Annotated in this window: 15 protein-coding genes; 1 reads left to right on the forward strand and 14 read right to left on the reverse strand. The window is 37.2% G+C overall.

What is annotated here, in order from left to right; all coding sequences use genetic code 11:
- Positions 1–465: 465 nt before the first annotated feature.
- From ACFIKJ_RS05470 to ACFIKJ_RS05485, 4 genes are all read right to left on the reverse strand, one after another.
- Positions 466–1,254 (reverse strand): ABC-2 family transporter protein, encoded by a 789-nt coding sequence (locus tag ACFIKJ_RS05470; protein ID WP_375651826.1) that lies wholly within the window; start codon positions 1,252–1,254, stop codon positions 466–468.
- Between the two features lie 135 nt (positions 1,255–1,389).
- Entirely contained in the window at positions 1,390–2,061 is a 672-nt protein-coding gene (locus ACFIKJ_RS05475; RefSeq protein WP_375651825.1) for an ABC-2 family transporter protein, read from the reverse strand.
- Positions 2,036–3,055, reverse strand: coding sequence for an ATP-binding cassette domain-containing protein (locus ACFIKJ_RS05480; protein WP_375626979.1), 1,020 nt, complete (start codon positions 3,053–3,055; stop codon positions 2,036–2,038). The genes ACFIKJ_RS05475 and ACFIKJ_RS05480 overlap by 26 nt, the downstream gene beginning before the upstream one ends.
- Before the next feature lie 796 nt (positions 3,056–3,851).
- Positions 3,852–4,835, reverse strand: a complete 984-nt coding sequence (locus ACFIKJ_RS05485) for an RluA family pseudouridine synthase (protein ID WP_375626030.1) — start codon at positions 4,833–4,835, stop codon at positions 3,852–3,854.
- A 237-nt stretch (positions 4,836–5,072) separates the two neighbouring features.
- On the opposite strand from ACFIKJ_RS05485, the gene ACFIKJ_RS05490 reads away from it, so the two are divergent.
- Positions 5,073–6,854 (forward strand): glucan ABC transporter ATP-binding protein/ permease, encoded by a 1,782-nt coding sequence (locus tag ACFIKJ_RS05490; protein ID WP_375670333.1) that lies wholly within the window; start codon positions 5,073–5,075, stop codon positions 6,852–6,854.
- A gap of 1,171 nt (positions 6,855–8,025) precedes the next feature.
- On the opposite strand, the gene alaS is transcribed toward ACFIKJ_RS05490, so the two are convergent.
- The 10 genes from alaS to secY all read right to left on the reverse strand — a co-directional run bounded on the left by alaS (position 8,026) and on the right by secY (position 20,465).
- Positions 8,026–10,692, reverse strand: coding sequence for an alanine--tRNA ligase (alaS, locus tag ACFIKJ_RS05495; protein ID WP_375651823.1), 2,667 nt, complete (start codon positions 10,690–10,692; stop codon positions 8,026–8,028).
- A 209-nt stretch (positions 10,693–10,901) separates the two neighbouring features.
- Positions 10,902–11,945, reverse strand: a complete 1,044-nt coding sequence (recA, locus tag ACFIKJ_RS05500) for a recombinase RecA (RefSeq protein ID WP_015856564.1) — start codon at positions 11,943–11,945, stop codon at positions 10,902–10,904.
- Positions 11,946–12,939: 994 nt separating this feature from the next.
- A complete protein-coding gene (locus ACFIKJ_RS05505; protein ID WP_375626988.1) occupies positions 12,940–14,259 on the reverse strand; it encodes a replication-associated recombination protein A in 1,320 nt (439 codons plus the stop codon).
- A gap of 8 nt (positions 14,260–14,267) precedes the next feature.
- Positions 14,268–15,662 (reverse strand): DegQ family serine endoprotease, encoded by a 1,395-nt coding sequence (locus ACFIKJ_RS05510; protein WP_375648467.1) that lies wholly within the window; start codon positions 15,660–15,662, stop codon positions 14,268–14,270.
- Between the two features lie 268 nt (positions 15,663–15,930).
- Positions 15,931–16,359: a 50S ribosomal protein L17 gene (rplQ, locus tag ACFIKJ_RS05515; protein WP_273791421.1), complete on the reverse strand. Its 429-nt coding sequence runs from the start codon at positions 16,357–16,359 to the stop codon at positions 15,931–15,933.
- Between the two features lie 24 nt (positions 16,360–16,383).
- The gene (locus ACFIKJ_RS05520; RefSeq protein ID WP_375626041.1) at positions 16,384–17,397 is read right to left on the reverse strand and encodes a DNA-directed RNA polymerase subunit alpha; all 1,014 of its coding nucleotides are present in this window, start codon (positions 17,395–17,397) and stop codon (positions 16,384–16,386) included.
- Between the two features lie 94 nt (positions 17,398–17,491).
- Positions 17,492–17,881 (reverse strand): 30S ribosomal protein S11, encoded by a 390-nt coding sequence (gene rpsK, locus ACFIKJ_RS05525; RefSeq protein ID WP_007347762.1) that lies wholly within the window; start codon positions 17,879–17,881, stop codon positions 17,492–17,494.
- A 114-nt stretch (positions 17,882–17,995) separates the two neighbouring features.
- Positions 17,996–18,364, reverse strand: coding sequence for a 30S ribosomal protein S13 (gene rpsM, locus ACFIKJ_RS05530; RefSeq protein ID WP_026500557.1), 369 nt, complete (start codon positions 18,362–18,364; stop codon positions 17,996–17,998).
- Between the two features lie 179 nt (positions 18,365–18,543).
- Complete coding sequence (locus tag ACFIKJ_RS05535; RefSeq protein WP_015856570.1) at positions 18,544–19,122, reverse strand: adenylate kinase; 579 nt, start codon at positions 19,120–19,122, stop codon at positions 18,544–18,546.
- Entirely contained in the window at positions 19,119–20,465 is a 1,347-nt protein-coding gene (secY, locus tag ACFIKJ_RS05540; protein ID WP_375626992.1) for a preprotein translocase subunit SecY, read from the reverse strand. Before secY ends, ACFIKJ_RS05535 begins: the two co-directional genes overlap by 4 nt.
- Between the last annotated feature and the right edge of the window lie 37 nt (positions 20,466–20,502).

Genomic DNA, 20,502 nt, shown 5'->3' on the forward strand with positions numbered 1-20,502 from the left:
AATGTATTAAATTAGAATTATTTTATTGTTTTTATTATAATTTTAGCTTTATTATCATAAATATTACTATGTTATTACATTATAAAAATATTAATGTGTTGTTTTTTAGTTACACATATTGTTTTTATTTTTTTGTATAGTACAGTAAGATAAATATTTTTAAAATTTACAAAAAACAAAAAAATACTTTATTGAAATATTCTGATAAAATTATTTTGCATTATTATAAATTGAGAAGAAATAGCTGTCCCAGTAAAAAAAATAGCGTAAACTCCAGCTTAGCTCTTTGATTGAAAAAGCTAAATCAGATACAATAAGAGATAACTTTTGGTGAACGCGCCAAATCTAATGCCATAAGGACATTACACATTTCAACGATTTCACAGCCACTCGTTTCTACAAGAACGCGGAATAATTTTAATAAAGTTCATTGTCTTCCACGATTATAACTTTCTGACTTTTATATCATCCCCCTAATCCATTAAATTTACGCATTGTTTTCTTATAACTCATGAAAGTCATGGCAATAAAAAGAAAAGCGCTCAACAGAAGATATCCAATATTCCATTCGCCTTTACCAAATAACAGTGAAACGGGCAAAGAAGCAGAAAAAGCCATAGGAAGCATAAACAAAAGCCATTTTACGATGCTTAAAGGATAAATGCCTATTGGTACAAATGACAGCTCGTAAATCATTTCATGAAAATATTCGACAGGCATCTTACGGCTAATAATAAATGTTACAAAATTAAACATCATGAAAAAACAAATATTGACGATAAAAACACAAAATATTGCAACAATAAAAGAGATCCATCTTAGCTTAAGATCGGATATATTCGGTAATGATACAAATAAATAGGCACTAACATAAAGAACAAAGAGCTTGATCAGATTAAGAGGTTTACACCAACCAAACAACATCAACAACCAAATTGAAACGGGCTTTATCAAGTATGGTTCAATTTTACCATCCGCTACTTTTTCAAAAAACGTTTCAATAGAATTAGTAAAAATATTCAAAAATATTCCAAGTAAAACAAAGACAACAAAGATAAAATGGATTTCATCTCTGCTATAGTTACCGATCTTTCCTGAAAAAGAAGATATTCTATCAATAAATATGAATTGAATAAAATAATAGCATAGAGAAAGAATAAACTCCCCAGCCAAATTCTTACCATAAACAATCTGTCGGCGGATATTCAAACTGATAAAATGAAGGATTATTTTCATCTCAACCACCCGCTCCATTATATGCTTTCATCCCTTTATTCCAAGCAATATAAATTAAGAATAAAAAACACAAAATATAAGTAAAACTTCCGAAAATAAACTGCTGAAACAACGCTAAATTTTGCGTCGCAAAAAACTCGGCAGGAGCTGAGATCACGAAACGATAAGGATTAAATTGCATAAGCGGAATAAGCCACACCGGCCAAAAAGATGGTGGTAAAAGCCCCCCCCAAGAAGCGCTGAACTAAGAATACTGAAAGAGAGTAATATATTGTACTCAATCACCCAAAAGCTTAATAAGGCAATTCCAAAAGAGAGTAAAAAACAAAGCAATTGTGATAGAATAACAATGAGAAAAAAGAATAGAAAAGCGATGACCAATCCCAGAATGTTTTCATAGGATGAAACAAGCTTAACAACAAAAAGAGCCAATAACGGGATGCTATATAATACACTCTCCCCTAAAAAAGTAAAAAGCATTTGTGTCATATAACTGAAGGGCTTTGTAAGATATACTTCTAATTGACCTTCTTTAACATGATGAGAGAAAAACTTAATCACATTATAACCATTATTTAAGCGTCCTAGGACTAAAGAAAAAGCATAATAATACATCATATCATGAAAGCTAAAGCCATTTATGGTGTTGCCCATATCAGAGAAAAGTGCATTCCATAATAGAAATTGAATAACAAATGGCGAAAGTGTTCCAATGATAATGTCGGTAAAAAACATTGCTCTATCACTTAGAACAGTGAGTAATCCATTCTTGGCAAAAAGAAACATGCCAAAGCAGTGGTTAGATAAATTCTTTAAATTTAACACGGAGCATCTCTTCAAGCGAGGGAGTGGATACAGAGAACGTACAGTTCAATTCGGTTGTAATTTCGCGTACAAAATGCGCAAAATCCTCACGAGGCAGCGAAATCTCCAGCGAGCATTCTTCAGTGTTAAAGTGCTTATCCTTTAAAGGAGTAGATAATTTCAACGCAATCTCATCAATTTTTTCTACAACAGTTGAAGGTGCAGCCAAGTGTTCACAAAAAAGTGTCATTCTCACCAAAGAAGGAATGACATTTTTAAGCGCCTGAAGATTGCCATGAAACTGTTTCTTTCCCTTATGCAAGAGAATAATATCATCGACGTATCCATCAATATCTCCCATATCATGACTCGTGATGATATACCCAGTGCCGCGCTCCCTTTTCAGTTTTTTAAGAAGCTCCCTGATTTCATGCTTAGATGTAATATCAAGACCAATACTTGGCTCATCGAGAAACAACAGTTTAGGTCTAAAGGAGAGATTAAATGCCAATTCACTTTTCACTCTCTCACCCAGACTAAGCATCCGCACTGGCTTATCCATAATATGCTCAAGACCCAGCAACTCAGTGATCTCTTTAAGATCACGAGTAAAAGAAGCGCGTTCAAGACCATATAATGGTTGAACCATATCCAGACTGTAGCGTAAAGGTAAATCCCACCACAAACAATTCTTGTGACCAAAGACCACACCCAAAGACTTGAATAGATCTTTCTTCGCTTTATAAGGATCAACACCAAGGACTTTAATACATCCCTCATCAGCATGTTGTATACCAGAAAGTATTTTAATCAGTGTTGATTTACCCGCTCCGTTAGGGCCAAGAATTGCTAATGATTGCCCTAAAAAGAGAGTGAAACTCATATCTTTTAACACATGATGATTTGTATAAACCGGCTTGAAGAGAGAAACCACCTTGTTTTTAAAACCAATTCCTCTGTCAATGTTGCGATATATTTTTGAGACGTTATTAACGTCAATCAATAATGATCCCATCCGTCACTCCTAATTTCAACTTATCTCCCCTTTAAATGTTCCCATAATAACTATCTGTTTTTGTTCACTAGAAAAAACAAAAGTGTTCAAGCCCTCCCTAGAGCAATAAAACGCACCTGACGTTTTATCTCCAATTTTTTGTATAGATATTTTTCAATGTGATGAGTTCACTTCAATGAAGCATTAAGATACTAAAAACTTATTTCTTCTTTTATGAAAGATAATCTTTTGAATAAACTAAGTAAGTAGAAAAATAATTGCTCATTGAAAGGAGAACTTTTCTCATAAAACTTCATTGTATAAGCAAAGATACAAAGCATAAATCTATACTATAAGCCTATCAAATCACTTTGATAACAGAACAAACTTCCTTGACAACAGGAATTTTTTGAGAGGCTACTTTTCCTCAGCATTACTATAAAATGCCTCAATTATCTCCCATGAAAAAATTAAAATCGCCTTCACTATTTTAGTAAATATCTTTCAGATTTTATCTAACTCATCTCCCTCAACAGACACGCCTCCCCAATATATGACCTCTATAGATAATTCAAAGGAGCAGCTTCACCAGCTCAGATTATTAAATAACACACCATATCCAAAAATAACAATACAATCTATATGGATAAAGAGCTGTAGAAAGAAAACTTATGATATTCGAAAATTTCATCACTCAAAAACACAATTTTCTCATAGCAATTTACTTATCAAAAATTTTCTTCAAATGATGCCCTATTCATCTTATAAAATTTATAGACAAAATTTGTATCAATCAAAAAGAACAAATGAAGTTTCTTTACTCTGTTTCAGCATCACTCTCATTAAAAGACAAAAGATTAAAACTTTGGACCATATGAGGCGGTAAAGGTGCAACAATATCCAATATTCCTCCTGAAGGATGAGGAATACGAATACGACGTGCATGAAGATGAAGACGATTTTGAATTCCTCCTGGTAATGTCCAATTACTATCAGAAAAAAAATACTTTGTATCGCCAATGATAGGATGATCCACATGGGCAGCATGCACACGAAGCTGATGTGTTCTCCCTGTATAGGGTTCCATTTCAAGCCACGAAAGAGCCCGCCCTCGCGTGTCTAAAACGCGATAGTAGGAAACCGCATGATGTGAATCTGGCTCCCCATGTTCACAAACACGCATTTTGTCACCTTGTGCAGTCATTTCCTTAACCATCCACGTTGAAATTTTGTCCTGCTTTTTTTTAGGCACGCCCCGAACCAACGCCCAATAAGTCTTTTTTGTTTCTCGCGCTCTAAAAGCAGCTGTTAAGAACTGAGCAGCTCCCCTTGATCGCGCAACAATAAGCACCCCCGACGTCTCACGATCAAGACGATGAACCAAACGCGGCTTTTCACCTTTTTTATTGCGCCATACCTCAAGCATACTATCCATATGACGTGTTAAACCAGAGCCTCCTTGTACAGCCAACCCAGCTGGTTTATTAAAAACAAATACCTTTGGATCTTCATAAAGCAGCATTTTTTTCAAAACGGTTTCATCATCCTGCCCACGAAGTGTTTTATCCGTTATTGAAAGATTTTCCTTGTCATTAATAGGGAGAGGTGGAATACGAACAGCTTGCCCCATACAAAGACGCGTATCAGCTTTAACACGTCCACCATCAACCCGTATCTGACCAGAACGCAACAATTTTTGCAAAGCTCCAAAACCAAGCCCAGGGTAATGCACTTTAAACCAGCGGTCCAAGCGCATTCCATTTTCATCTGCCTCAACTTTTTTTATTTCTACGCCTGCCATGAAAATTCCCTTACCTGATAATTTTCTCTGCCCAATATTTTTTACCTGATAATTTTATTGATCTATTTTTGCGCCTTTATAAACACAAAAATTGATATTTTAGTTGGCTTTATCACACCATATTACAGTTAGTATCCAAAATTGCCTTTTCTTAACGTCCAAATTTTATTAGCTAAAAACTAAGCGTAGTAAAAATCAACAACCTTTACGCTTAATAGCGAATGGAGATAATTAACCGTGTCCTTATTCAAAACCTATGCACGTGTTCTCACTTACCTAAATAGAGAAAAAAATGCATCCCTTTTAATCTGTACCGCTAATGTTATGTTAGCTATTATCACTATTGCAGAACCTATTTTATTCGGACGTGTTATTGATTCTATTTCAGAAAAATCAGCTATCATTCCTACTCTTACCCTTTGGGTTTGTTTTGGACTTTCACATATTATTGCTTATGTCCTTGTTGCTCGCGGTGCTGACCGCTTAGCCCATAGACGTCGCTTAACGGTTTTAACGGAATCTTTCGAACGTATCATTGCCATGCCTTTAATTTGGCATCAACAACGCGGAACTTCCAACGCACTCCATACACTTTTGCGCGCAATAGATTCCATGTCAACCATATGGCTTGATTTTATGCGCCAACACCTCTCAACGCTTGTCGCTTTATTGGTTCTCATCCCCATAGCGTTTAATATGAATTGGCGTCTTTCAATAGTCTTGGTTGTGCTTGCCATCATCTACGTATTAATTGCACGTTTAGTGATGCGAAAAACAAAAGACGGACAAGCCGCTGTAGAATGCTACCACCACAACCTTTTTAAACATGTCAGTGATTCAATTTCTAATGTTTCCATTGTACAAAGTTATAACCGAATAAAAGAAGAAACTTCTATACTGCATCAACATACAAATGCTCTGCTTAAAGCACAAAATCCTGTTCTTAATTGGTGGGCGCTTGCCAGTGGCTTAAATCGAATGGCTTCAACAATTTCAATCGTTTGTGTTCTTCTCCTTGGAGCTTTTTTTGTTGCAAAAGGTCAATTACGAGTAGGTGAAATCGTTGCTTTTGTTGGATTTGCACAACTCATGATTAGTCGTCTAGACCAAATGAGCAATTTCATTAATTGTGCAATATCCTCACAAGCAAAACTGCAAGAATTTTTTGAAATGGAAGACTCAACCTTTCATACCAACGAACCACAAAATCTTCCTTCCCTCCAAAATGTTAAAGGCGCCATCCAATTTCATCACGTGACCTATAAATTTCCAAATTCTTCTCAAGGCGTTTTTGATATTTCCTTTGAGGTTAAAGCAGGACAAACTGTTGCGATTGTAGGACCAACAGGGGCTGGGAAGACAACATTGATCAATCTGTTGCAGCGCGTATACGACCCTACCATTGGGCATATCTCCATTGATGGAATAAATATATGCTCGATCAATCGCGAATCTTTACGCAAGTCTCTAGCAACAGTATTTCAAGACTCAGGTCTTTTCAACCGCACTATTTATGACAATATTTCAATAGGAAAAGCGAGCGCAACAAATGAAGAACTTTATGAAGCAGCAAAAATAGCAGAAGCTCACGATTTTATTCTAAAAAAAGCTGATTGTTATAACACAATGGTGGGCGAACGAGGATCTCAATTATCAGGTGGAGAAAAACAGCGACTAGCAATTGCACGCGCTGTTTTAAAAAATGCCCCTATTCTCATTCTAGATGAAGCAACAAGCGCTCTTGATGTTGAAACAGAAGCACGTGTCAAAGATGCTCTCGATTGCATACGCCATAACCGCACTACTTTTATTATAGCACATCGCCTCTCAACAGTACGCAATGTTGATGTGATACTCTTTCTGGAACATGGTTACTTAATGGAAAAAGGAAACTTTCAAGAATTGATCGATAAAGGAGGACGTTTCTCTAATTTTTTAAAGGCAAGTGGTTTAACAATCAAACAACCAGAAAGAGAAGGAGAAAATGTTATCCCCTTACATGAAGCCATAGCTTCATAAAAACGATACTCTTCATAGATCTTATGCAAAAAATCCTCCTTAATATAATAAGAGTGCTTATATGATACAAGTAAAAAAATTTCTAAAAATGCCACAATCCATTTTAGGTATTTAAAACAAATATTAAAACAGTTTAGTATTTTCTCTGCTATTGTAATTTTACTAGATTGGAACAAAAATATTTTCCTATATCTGTGCATATTGACGAGTATACATTCTCATTTAGGGAAAATATAAAGATATAAAGGTAAAAACAATTTCCAGTTTTACCCTCTTCTTTCAACTCAGCTCTACGAATTTCAAAAGGAACTAAAGCAATATCTTTTTAATAATGAATATTATTGTATTGCTTTGCACTTTTGTTTATCTTGTTCTTTATAGTCCTCTCATAAAGAACAGAACATCATTATTTTGCACATTCATATGGCTTTTTTAGAAACATTTCTCAATGCTCCTAAGCCCATTTCACAACGACATCCGTAAGTAATTTTGATTAATTTAACATACACAGAATTTGAAACGATAAATTATCATTATAAATTAATTTATTAAGGAAATCTCATCATAATAAATCATACATTAATCTAAATCTTTAGATTTGTGTAACATTCCTTTGATTTATAAAGATAGGAGAATGTTCTTTTCAAGACCTTTTAATGATAAACAAAAAAACTGTTTGCTTGTACATAACAAGCAAAATGAAAACAATACAATAGCTCTAAGATACAACAACTCTTTTATAAGCCTTTTCAAGGAAAGGGATTTTAGTTATTTGAAAACTAATAGAATAATGACAGCTTATAACTTTATAAGGATAATCGTATGCAATAAATCTTGTGTTATTCCTTTCATAAAAAGAGAGGTTTCTTCAAAACAATCTATAGGAGCAATGCCATAACTAGTCTTCCTAGTAAAAGAATACACAGCAAAGCATGAAGTGCTGCATAATCTATCTTATCTTAAAACGGTGACTTCTGAAACGCTTGGAGGCTATAATGCCAAATGAAAAAGTAATCATAAAGACAAACACTGCTTTTATCTTTACAAATGTATTTTTCCCCAATTACGCTGTATCTGCATTTCAGAAATACACAAGACAGATATTCTTAATACTTAGATGCCAACCCAATATAAAAATGTAAAAAAAACCTATGCAGAATGATTTCATTCTTTAATTTTTTTCCAAAAAATCTTTTAGTGCTGCAAATGCCTCATCAGCTTTGTTCCCCTCAGGACCACCAGCCTGCGCCATATCAGGACGGCCACCTCCACCTTTACCACCAAGCATAGCTGAAAGAATACGAACGAGATCAACAGCATTCAATCTATGAGTTAAATCATTCGTAACACCGACAACAGCACTCCCTTTTCCATCCTCCGAGACACTAATAAACGCAACCACTCCAGATCCGATTTGTTTTTTCTCAGAATCGACGAGCGCCTTAAGATCCCGTGGTAAAATATTTTTAACAACGCGTCCGGTAAAAGAAAACCCATTGATGATAGTAATATCACCTTGGCTCCTTTCTGTTATTCCACCACTCAACATCATTTTCTTGCGTACATCATTCAATTCTTTTTCAAGTTTACGACGATCATCAAGCAAAATTCGCACCCGTTCTTCCACACCAACAGAAGAAGTTTTTAAAAGATCAGCAATTTCATGAATACGTTCATCTTGGCGGCTAAGATAAAGACGTGCTTCTTTGCCTGTTAAAGCTTCAATACGCCGCACTCCAGCAGCTACAGAACTTTCAGAAACAATATGAATCAAACCGATATCACCTGTTCGCTCCACATGTGTACCTCCACAAAGCTCTATTGACCAACGCTTTTCTAATCTTCCCTGTTCAAGTGGCTCCCCCATAGAAACAACGCGAACTTCATCACCATATTTTTCACCAAACAATGCCATTGCTCCTTCAGAAATGGCATCATCTACAGCCATGAGGCGCGTTATCACTCTACTATTTTGCAAAATAATCTCATTTGCTAAATCTTCTATTTTTTTCAGTTCTTCTGGTGAAACGGATTTTGGATGTGAAAAATCAAAACGCAACCGATCTGGCGATACAAGAGAGCCCTTTTGTGTAACATGAGATCCCAAAACTTGTCGTAAAGCTTCGTGTAACAAATGAGTAGCAGAATGATTCGCGCGAATTTTCTTACGACGAACAATATCAACCGTTAATTCGACACAATCAGATCTCGATGCCTGACCAGATTTCACCTCCCCAATATGAATAAAAAGACCATCACCCTTTCTTTGGGTATCATGCACCTCAAAAATAAAATTTTCACCAGAAATGATACCGCTATCACCAATTTGCCCACCAGATTCACCATAAAAAGGTGTCTGATTAACAACAAATATAGCTTTCTGACCTGAAGAAATATGATCAACAATTTTACCATCACACACAAGAGCTGTAAGAATACCTTTCGCTGTCTCAGTTTCATAACCTAAAAACTCTGTGGCCCCCACTTGATCACGAACAGAAAACCAGATCTTTTCTGTTACAGCTTCCCCAGAACCAGACCAATTGGCACGCGCTTCCTCTTTTTGACGTTCCATCGCTTTATTAAAGGTATCAACATCAACAGATATTCCACGACGCCGCAAAACATCCTGCGTTAAATCAAGCGGAAAACCATAGGTATCATAAAGCTTGAAAGCAACTTCACCATTTAAATGATCTCCTTCTTTAAGATCGGTACTTGCTTCATTTAACAAACCAAGTCCTCGTTCAAGCGTTTTACGAAAACGTATTTCTTCTAACCTTAAAGTTTCTGAAATCAAAGATTGAGCACGCACCAATTCAGGATAGGCTTGTCCCATTTCGCGAATTAAAGCAGGCAAAAGTCGCCACATCAATGGCTCTTTAGCACCAAGAAGATGCGCATGACGCATAGCACGACGCATAATACGACGTAAAACATATCCTCTTCCTTCATTAGAAGGAAGCACACCATCAGCAATCAAAAATGCAGATGAACGAAGATGATCAGCAATGACACGATGGCTGGCAATAAAATCACCCTTTGCCTCAATCCCTGTAATTTCTTCTGATGCAGCAATTAATGCACGAAAAAGATCAATATCATAATTATCATGAACACCCTGCAAAACAGCAGCAATACGCTCTAATCCCATACCGGTATCAATAGAAGGATGAGGCAAGTCAACACGTTCCTCCTTGGAAATCTGCTCATATTGCATAAAAACAAGATTCCAAATCTCAATAAAGCGATCGCCATCTTCTTCCATACTTCCAGGAGGACCGCCCCAGATTTTATCACCATGATCATAAAAAATCTCCGAACAAGGCCCACAAGGGCCTGTTTCTCCCATCGACCAAAAATTATCAGCCGTCGCAATACGGACAATTTTTTCATCTGGAAGACCTGAAATTTTACGCCACAGTTCAGCAGCAACATCATCACTCTGGTAAACTGTCACCAACAATTTATCTTTTGGCAGGCAAAATTCCTTTGTTAAAAGATTCCATGATAAAAAAATGGCTTCTTCTTTGAAATAATCACCGAAAGAAAAATTACCCAGCATTTCAAAAAATGTATGATGGCGCGCCGTATAACCAACATTATCAAGATCATTATGCTTTCCACCCGCACGAACACATTTTTGTGCCGTTGTTGCCTGCTTATAAGGAGGTTGTTCAAGTCCAGTAAAAACATTTTTAAACTGCACCATCCCTGCATTTGTAAACATAAGTGTAGGATCATTTCGCGGAACAAGCGGACTAGAAGAAAGAACTTTATGCCCATTACGATGAAAATAATCCAAAAATATTGACCGAATATTATTAACACTATTCATACTGACACCTGCTTAATACAGCACAAAACCATAAAAGAAAAATCCCCCCTCATTAAATATCCTCTTCGCCACGCATGGAGTCAATTTAATCAAAGAATGGAATATTTGTTTTAAAAAATTGAGAAAAAAATGACTGTATATTTAAAAACTCAAACAAAAAAACAGAAAAATCTTAAAGGAAAAAAATTATAGACGAAAAAAACGCTCCATCAAATGGTTTCATCACTTTCTATATTTTCTGACCCTGCATTTTCTAACAATTCAATCGCAATCAAACCAGCATTTTGACGCAAAGCTGATTCAATCTCTGTAGCTATTTCCGCATGTTCACGTAAAAACTGCTTTGCATTTTCACGCCCCTGTCCTAAACGCTGAGAATTATAAGAAAACCAAGCACCAGATTTTTCCACAATACCAACCTTGACACCCAAATCAATCAATTCACCTACTTTGGAAATACCTTCACCATAAATAATATCAAACTCAACTTGTTTGAATGGGGGTGCCAGTTTATTCTTCACCACTTTAACACGCGTCTGATTACCAACGATTGCATCCCTATCTTTAATGGATCCAATGCGACGAATATCTAAACGAACAGAAGCATAAAACTTTAAAGCGTTTCCACCCGTTGTCGTTTCGGGAGAACCAAACATTACACCAATTTTCATGCGAATTTGATTAATAAAGACAACCATACAGTTAGAGCGAAAAATTGCTGCTGTTAATTTTCGCAAAGCTTTACTCATTAACCGAGCTTGCAATCCGGGCAAAGCATCACCCATTTCACCGTCAATTTCTGCTCGCGGTGTTAAAGCCGCGACAGAATCCACAACAAGCACATCAACTGCACCAGAACGAACCAACGTTTCTGTAATTTCCAATGCCTGTTCACCAGTATCTGGCTGAGAAATGAACAAATTTTCTAAATCAACACCAAGCTTACGCGCATAAATAGGATCAAGTGCATGCTCTGCATCAATAAAAGCACAAATCCCACCCCCTTTCTGTGCCTCAGCAATAGCATGTAGAGCCAATGTTGTTTTCCCAGAACTTTCTGGTCCATAAATCTCAACAATACGCCCCTTCGGTAATCCACCAATCCCCAAAGCAATATCTAAGGATAACGACCCTGTTGGAACTGTTTCAATTTCAACAACCTGCTCTTTTTGCCCAAGACGCATAATCGAGCCTTTACCAAAAGAACGTTCAATTTGTGAGAGAGCAGCATCGAGAGCTTTTGTTTTATCCACGATTATATCCTTGACCGATTCATAATAACCTAAAACTTAAGTGTACACTGTACTTTTAATTTAACTAAAGGCTTGAGTTTAGATTTTCACAGACTATTTCCATTCCTATCCCCACATTATGCCCATAACATTCATGACCATCACAATAAAGAATTGGCATTGCTTATCTTATCACACAAAATAAACTCCAATAAAATAATATCCCCATGAGAGCGTAGTTAGCATATTTATATCCCTCTAGAAAAGGAACAATTTAAATTTAAACACAATGTTCTACTGCCCTTCTGCTTATCCCTTTGATTAAGTACTTAAGAGACTAAGAATTCTCCTGCTATTGATCACACAAAAACGCATTATCAATCAACCTCATCCCCTATCGCATCAAAGAACAAAACGCCATTGTGTTGCATATTCATGCACTTGATTTAAGAAACATCTCTCAACACCCCCAAACCTCACTTCGTGACAACACCCATGAATGCGGTATACTGTAAAGCCCTTTGGGAGCCACCATCTTTACACTAAAGAATGAGAAAGTCGGCACCATCACACTATTTATCATCTCCCAATGTTGCGACAACTCTCGGCACTTAAGACGCTTCATAAGAAGAATTTTTAGTTCTTTCTTGTACAGTTTTTATCACACGCTAATCCTGCTTATAACACACAAGCGAATGATTTGATTGCTTCAACAAATACCAGGCTTGGAATGAGTAAAATTCACGGTATTTAGGACTTTCATTCAACTTACAAAACAGTGAGTTATCGTTATAAATCAATTATATTATTTAATAAAAACCACAAAAATAAAGCAGCTTAAAAGTTGAATAACACATTTAAATTTGATAAAAGAATATGCACTTTTGAAGATATCAAAAAAATCTCTACGAGCAATGCAATAAATATTTAAAATATAAGCTAAATTGCTCATACAATAACATAAGAGATAAAAAATAAATCCAAGATCAATAAAACATGTGTTTCTACTCAAATTTTATTTTTGATCTTTACGTTTTTTGCGCAATTGTTTCCACCACTCAAGACGTTTTACAATTTCACGCTCAAAACCACGCTCAACTGGCTTATAATAACTCTGACGCCCAAGTTTTTCGGGAAAATATTCTTGTCCTGAAAAAGCGTCTGGTTCATCATGGTCATAACAATAACCATTTCCAAACCCTTCCTCCTTCATAAATTTCGTAGGAGCATTAAGAATATGCTTAGGAGGTGATAAAGAGCCATTTTTGCGCGCACAACGCAGTGCTGCTTTATACGCGAGATATGTTGCATTTGACTTTGGCGCAGTTGCAACATAAAGACATGCTTGCGCCAAAGCCAATTCTCCTTCTGGTGATCCTAAATAATCATAGGCATCTTTTGCTGCATTACAAATGACAAGAGCTTGAGGATCCGCCAAACCAACATCTTCAACAGCCATACGAACCAATCTTCGCCCAATATAGAGAGGATCTTCACCAGCATCCAACATACGTGCCAAATAATAAAGCGCAGCATCAGGATCAGATCCACGAACGGATTTATGCAACGCTGAAATGAGATTATAATGCCCATCTCGTCCTTTATCATAAATGGGCACACGACGCTGAATAACTTTTTGCAAAGCAACAACATCAAGAATCTCTCCCAATGGTGCAATAGACCAAACTTCCTCTGCCAATGTTAACGCTACCCGCGCATCACCATCAGACATCTCTATCAAAACGTCTCTGGCATCATTATCCAAGGGAAGAGTTTTTCCCTCCACTTCTTCAGCACGCCTCAAAAGCATGTCCAAACTTTCATGATCATGTGAAAGAAATGTTACAACACGTGCACGCGAAAGAAGAGCAGCATTAAGTTCAAAAGAAGGATTTTCGGTTGTTGCACCTATAAGTACCACAGTACCATCTTCCATCACAGAAAGAAAACTATCCTGCTGTGCACGATTAAACCGATGAATTTCATCAACAAAGAGAACTGTTTTATCTCCAGATATAAAACGCCTCTGCGCAACTTCAAAAATCTTTTTAAGTTCAGAAACTCCTGTAAAAATAGCAGAAATCTGTTCAAATGCGAAGTTCGTTTCAAGTGCTAACAAACGTGCAACGGTTGTTTTTCCCGTCCCTGGAGGCCCCCAAAAAATCATCGATCCAATTGAGCCAGTTGCCACCATACGTGAAAGCAAACCATCCTCTCCAATCAAATGCTTTTGTCCCACAACATCATTGAGAGAACAAGGGCGCATTCTTTCTGCAAGTGGCTGATTTTTATTAACTTGAAAATCAAACGACGAAGTAAAAAAATCTTTCTTCAAAAAAAACCTCAACGAATAAATTGGCGAATATACATACCATCACGTTCATATTCCAATTGCCAAGTACGCGAACGAGCTTGCATAAGAACCTTTTTCAACTGATGAACTGTTTGAATTTTATGACCATTTACAACACGTAGAATATCTCCTGACTGAAAAATTCCAGCTGCATTGCTCATGTCATCAAGGTTGGTAATCACAACCCCTTTTGCAGATATAGGAAGATGAAAACGTCGACTATTTTGCGGTGTTAAATCTAACACTTCAGCACCAGCAAGAGGACTGTCACCCGTGATTTTTTCAGATTTTAAAAATGCAGTTTCTGATATCGATGAAACTGTTATTTGTGTTTTTAAAGTTTTTCCATTTCGTAAATATTCCAAAGCAAGACTATGCTCAACGTCAGCTGTCATCAAACGATACCCAAGACTATCTGGAGTATCAACGCGTACCCCTTGCACACTCAAAATAACATCACCTACTTTCAATCCAGCTTTTTCAGCAGGACTATCTTTGATAACTTCAATAATCAGAGCACCATAGGGACGTTCTAAACCTAAACCACCAGCAATATCAGGTGTAACATTTTGAAAAGAAGCCCCTATATAAGGCGGCACAAAATATTTTCCACCGCGTTTAACAGTATCAAGCATCACTTTTACAAGATTAACTGGAATAGCAAAACCAATCCCTACAGAACCACCAGAACGCGAATAAATAGCCGTATTAATTCCGATTAATTGACCTTTCATATCAATTAAAGCGCCACCAGAATTCCCTGGATTAATGGCAGCGTCTGTTTGAATAAAAAAGTCAAAATCAGAAATCCCAACACGTGTACGCGCTTGCGCTGAAACAATACCACTTGTAACTGTTTGACCAACACCAAAAGGATTACCAATAGCAAGAACAAGATCACCAACTTCAACAGCATCAGAATTTCCCAAAGAAAGAACAGGGAATTGAGCATCTTTTTCCTCAACTTCAAGAATTGCAATATCAGTTGCTTCATCTTTGAGCACGATCTTACTCTCAAACTCCCGCCCATCAGAAAAAGCCACTTTAATTTCGCTTGCATCTTTAATGACGTGGTAATTTGTAACAATCAAACCACGTGCATCAACAATCACCCCTGATCCTAATGACGATTGCTTACGAACAGGAAAGTTATTTTGAAAACGACCAAAAAATTGCTCAAAAAATGGATCGCCTTCAAAAGGTGATCGTGCTCTAATTTGTCGAGCTGCATAAATATTTACAACAGATGGAACTGTCTTTTTAACTAAAGGAGCAAATGAAAGAGTGATTTCTGTTTGTGTTTGAGGCACATGAGCATATACATGATCAAATGATATCTGCATCATAATTGCAAAAAAAATCCGCACCCAAAAAGAATATCTCATAATCCACTCCTTATAAAACCAGTACATTCTGTTGAAGATTAATAGAATTAAAAAACTCATCCCCGCAAATTAAGGATCTCTATTAATATTTCATAATAGAGAATAAAAACAACCTATTTGAACAATAAATATTATAAAAATAAGATAATTCAATGTCCTATAATTTTCTCTCTGCACCTATTTCTCAATTAAAACAAACTTAAAAATGCTCACAAAAAAACCGCCTAAGACAAGGCGGCCTTAAAAAATCTAACAGAATTAAAAAACTCTACGAAGATGTCCCCTTTTCATTCTCAGAAGCCTCCATGCGAGCACGATCCCCAGCACCCTTCGCTTCAACATCACGATCAACAAATTCTATAACAGCCATAGGCGCATTATCACCGGTACGAAACCCCGCTTTCATAATACGTAAATATCCACCGTTGCGTGATGCATAACGTGGCGCAAGCGTATCAAATAATTTTGCAACCTTTCCTGCATCACGAAGTGCTGCAATTGCTTGCCGACGCGCATGCAAACCACCACGCTTACCAAGAGTAACGAGTTTTTCAACAATAGGACGAATTTCTTTAGCCTTTGGAAGCGTTGTCACAATCTGCTCATGCTCGATCAACGAAGTTGCCATATTTGCAAACATCGCTTTACGGTGACTGGCAGTACGATTCAACTTGCGTCCTGACTTACTGTGGCGCATAAGCCCTCTCCTTAAATTCTAATTTTAATATTGATCTTCATAACGTTTTGCAAGATCATCAATGTTTTCAGGCGGCCACGCAGGAATTTCCATCCCAAGATGTAATCCCATACATGCCAAAACTTCTTTAATCTCATTCAACGATTTGCGACCAAAATTCGGTGTACGAAGCATTTCAGATTCTGTTTTTTGAATAAGATCACCAATATAGACAATATTATCATTCTTAAGACAATTTGCCGAACGAACTGAAAGTTCTAATTCATCCACTTTTTTGAGAAGAGCAGGATTAAAAGAAAGCTCAGAATCAGCCTCTTCAACAGGCTCCTTCTGTGGCTCTTCAAAGTTAATAAATAGCGATAATTGATCCTGAAGAATGCGTGCAGCAAAAGCAACAGCATCCTCTCCATTAACCGCACCATTCGTTTCAATCGTTAAGGTCAATTTATCATAATCCAAAACTTGACCTTCACGCGTATTTTCCACTTTATAAGACACTTTACGAATTGGTGAATAAAGACTATCAATTGGAATAAGCCCTATACGTGCATCATCAACACAATTACGATCAGATGGAACATACCCCTTCCCTGTGTTGACAATGAACTCCATACGAATTTCAGCATCTTCATCAAGAGTACAAATAACATGATCTGGATTTAGAATTTGCATATCCCCAACGGTACTGATATCTCCCGCTTTCACGACACCAGGCCCCTCTTTATAAACAACGACACGTTTAGGACCTTCTTCTTCCATACGAAGCGCAATTTCCTTTATATTCAGAATAATATCTGTAACATCCTCACGCACACCTGGAATCGATGAAAATTCATGTAAGACACCGTCAATCTGCACAGCAGTAATAGCAGCACCACGAAGCGAAGATAACAACACGCGACGAAGTGCATTTCCTAACGTTAAGCCAAAACCCCGCTCAAGAGGTTCAGCGATCACACTTATAACATTTGGATTATCATGCGCACATGATTCAACCTTATTGGGTTTAATAAGTTCTTGCCAGTTTTTCTGGATCATATTTTTATTCCCGTTCTTTAGTTCCGTTACCATTCAATCGTAACGACCAATGTGAACATCAGAGAAATCTCCGACAACAAAAAACAACACCCAATTAAACACGCCGCCTTTTCCGCGGACGACATCCATTATGAGGAATTGGTGTTACATCACGAATAGAAGTAATGACAAAACCAACAGATTGCAATGCACGCAGAGCAGATTCACGCCCTGATCCAGGTCCACAAACTTCAACTTCCAAAGAACGCATACCATGCTCTTGCGCTTTTCTTGCACAATCCTCCGCAGCAACTTGAGCAGCAAAAGGTGTCGATTTACGCGCACCTTTAAACCCTTGGGCCCCCGCAGATGACCAAGCAATTGCATTACCCTGAGCATCAGTAATAGTAATCATTGTGTTATTAAATGTTGAATTAATATGCACAACACCCGATGAAATATTTTTACGTTCGCGACGACGAACACGTGTGGCTTCCTTGGCCATAATTTCCCTTTCAACGATCTCATCACTGCCGTAACATCAGCAGCTCCACCTTCTTTTCCTTGTCAAAAAAATCAAACAAGAAACAGAATATATAAAAACCTTCCAAAAAGGCTCTTATTTCTTTTTACCGGCAATTGCCTTAGCTGGTCCTTTACGCGTACGGGCATTTGTATGTGTACGCTGCCCTCGGACAGGCAAAGACCGGCGATGACGCAATCCTCGATAACAACCAAGGTCCATCAAACGCTTAACATTCATAGCAACCTCACGACGAAGATCACCTTCAACTTGATAGCCTTGATCTATCGCCTCACGAATCTGCAGCACCTCAGCATCTGAAAGCTCATGCACACGACGCCCCAAGGGAATGCCAACTCTTTCAATAATTTCTTGAGCAAATTTTGGTCCAATCCCGTGGATATATTGAAGCGCAATAATTACACGCTTATTTGTCGGGATATTGACGCCAGCAATACGAGCCACGCCTACTCTCCTTAGTTATTTTGACAAATTGTTATAAAATACCTGATATACCTTACAGAAAAAAATAGACTCAGAAAAAAATTCTTCCGAATCCTATTATTTCACTAAAATAAATTAAATTCGTTTGTGATAGATTTCATCTCAAAAGTCAACTCTTTTCATTTATTTCTAAAAAAATCTTATGAAAGAAAACCTCTAATCATGCGTGTCACTTCAGTAATACCAATCATTCCATCAATGACCTTCAACATTCCCCTCTCTGAATAAAATTTTGATAAGGGAGCGGTTTTTTCACGATATTCTACTAATCTTTTTGCAAAAGCAACAGGATTGTCATCTAAACGAACCTGTCCACCAGCCGCTATTGTTTCCTCAACGCGCTTCTTCATACGTTCAATCAACACGTCTTCATCAACACACAACTCAATAACAGCATCAAGCCGCATATTTTTTGACTGCAAAATCTGCTGTAACGCTTCTGCCTGCCCCACAGTTCGAGGATATCCATCCAAAACAAAACCGTTTACACAATCAGTTTCATCAATCCTATCTGATACGATTTGGTTAACAATATTATCAGGAACCAAAGCACCAGAACTTATAATAGCTTTAGCTTTTTTACCAATCTCTGTTTCTTTGGCAATCACCTCACGCAACATATCCCCTGTTGATAAATGAGGAATGTTATATTCCTCGGTCAACATTTTTGCTTGCGTACCTTTTCCTGCTCCAGGAGGACCTAAAAGAATAACTCTCATCGATTCCTTCTACCTCCACGAAGTTTTGATTTTTTTATCAACCCTTCATATTGGTGGGCAACAAGATACCCCTGAATTTGAGCAACCGTATCAAGCGTAACAGTAACAACAATCAACAAGGATGTTCCCCCAAGATAAAAAGGAACCTGCAATGCAGATATCATAAATTCAGGTAACAAACAAACCAAGATAATATAAACAGCGCCCACAACAGTAATACGCGTCAAAACGTAATCAATATATTCGGCTGTACGCTCACCTGGACGAATCCCTGGAATAAAACCAGAATGTTTTTTCAACTGATCTGCAGTATCACTTGGATTAAACACAATAGCTGTATAAAAAAAGCAAAAAAACGCCATTAAAAATGCATAAACAATCATATAAAGTGGCTGTCCATGACCAAGAGCATAAGAAATCGCCTGAACCCATTGTGGCATTTTATCAGAAAAATTATTAATAGTGGCAGGTAATAATAATAAAGATGAAGCAAAAATAGGTGGAATAACACCAGCAGTATTCAACTTTAAAGGAAGATGCGACATATCTCCTTGAAACATTTGATTCCCAACCTGACGTTTCGGATACTGGATAAGAATTCGCCGTTGCGCACGCTCTATAAAAACAATAAGCCCAATAACCAAAACAGCAATAAGAACGATTCCTATTAAAAGAAAAGTTGATAAATCAGCCTGACTATGAGCTGTCAAAAGCTGAGCAAAAGTAGAAGGAAAGTTGGCTACAATCCCTGTAAAAATGATAAGAGAAACCCCATTACCAACACCACGTGACGTAATTTGCTCGCCAAGCCACATGAGAAACATCGTTCCGCCAACAAGGGTAATAACAGAAGAAATACGAAACATAAGACCTGGTTCTAAAACAATTTGAAGCCCCGTCCCTATACCGCTTTCAAGCGCAATCGCAATACCAAAAGCTTGTAGAATTGCCAATACTACTGTTACATAACGCGTATACTGATTGATAATCTTACGACCTAATTCCCCTTCTTTTTTAAGAGTTTCCAAAGAAGGAATAATAGATGTTAACAATTGCACAATAATAGATGCCGATATATAAGGCATGATACCCAGCGCAAAAATAGCCATACGCCCAACGGCACCCCCAGCAAACATATTAAAGAGTCCTAATACACCCGACGCATGATGTTCAAATGTTTGCCGTAAAGCATCGATATTAATACCTGGAAGAGAGATGTAAGTGCCAAAGCGATATACAAGAAGCGCTGCCAGAGTAAACCAGATGCGTTTCTTTAATTCAGTTGCACGAGAAAAGGTACCGAAGTTTATATTGGAAGCAAATTGCTCTGCTGCTGATGCCATAAAACGTCTCCACTTCACTACTCCAGTTCTTTAAATC

The sequence above is a fragment of the Bartonella sp. PS7NMGDW genome (genome assembly GCF_042193585.1).
Taxonomy (GTDB): domain Bacteria; phylum Pseudomonadota; class Alphaproteobacteria; order Rhizobiales; family Rhizobiaceae; genus Bartonella; species Bartonella grahamii.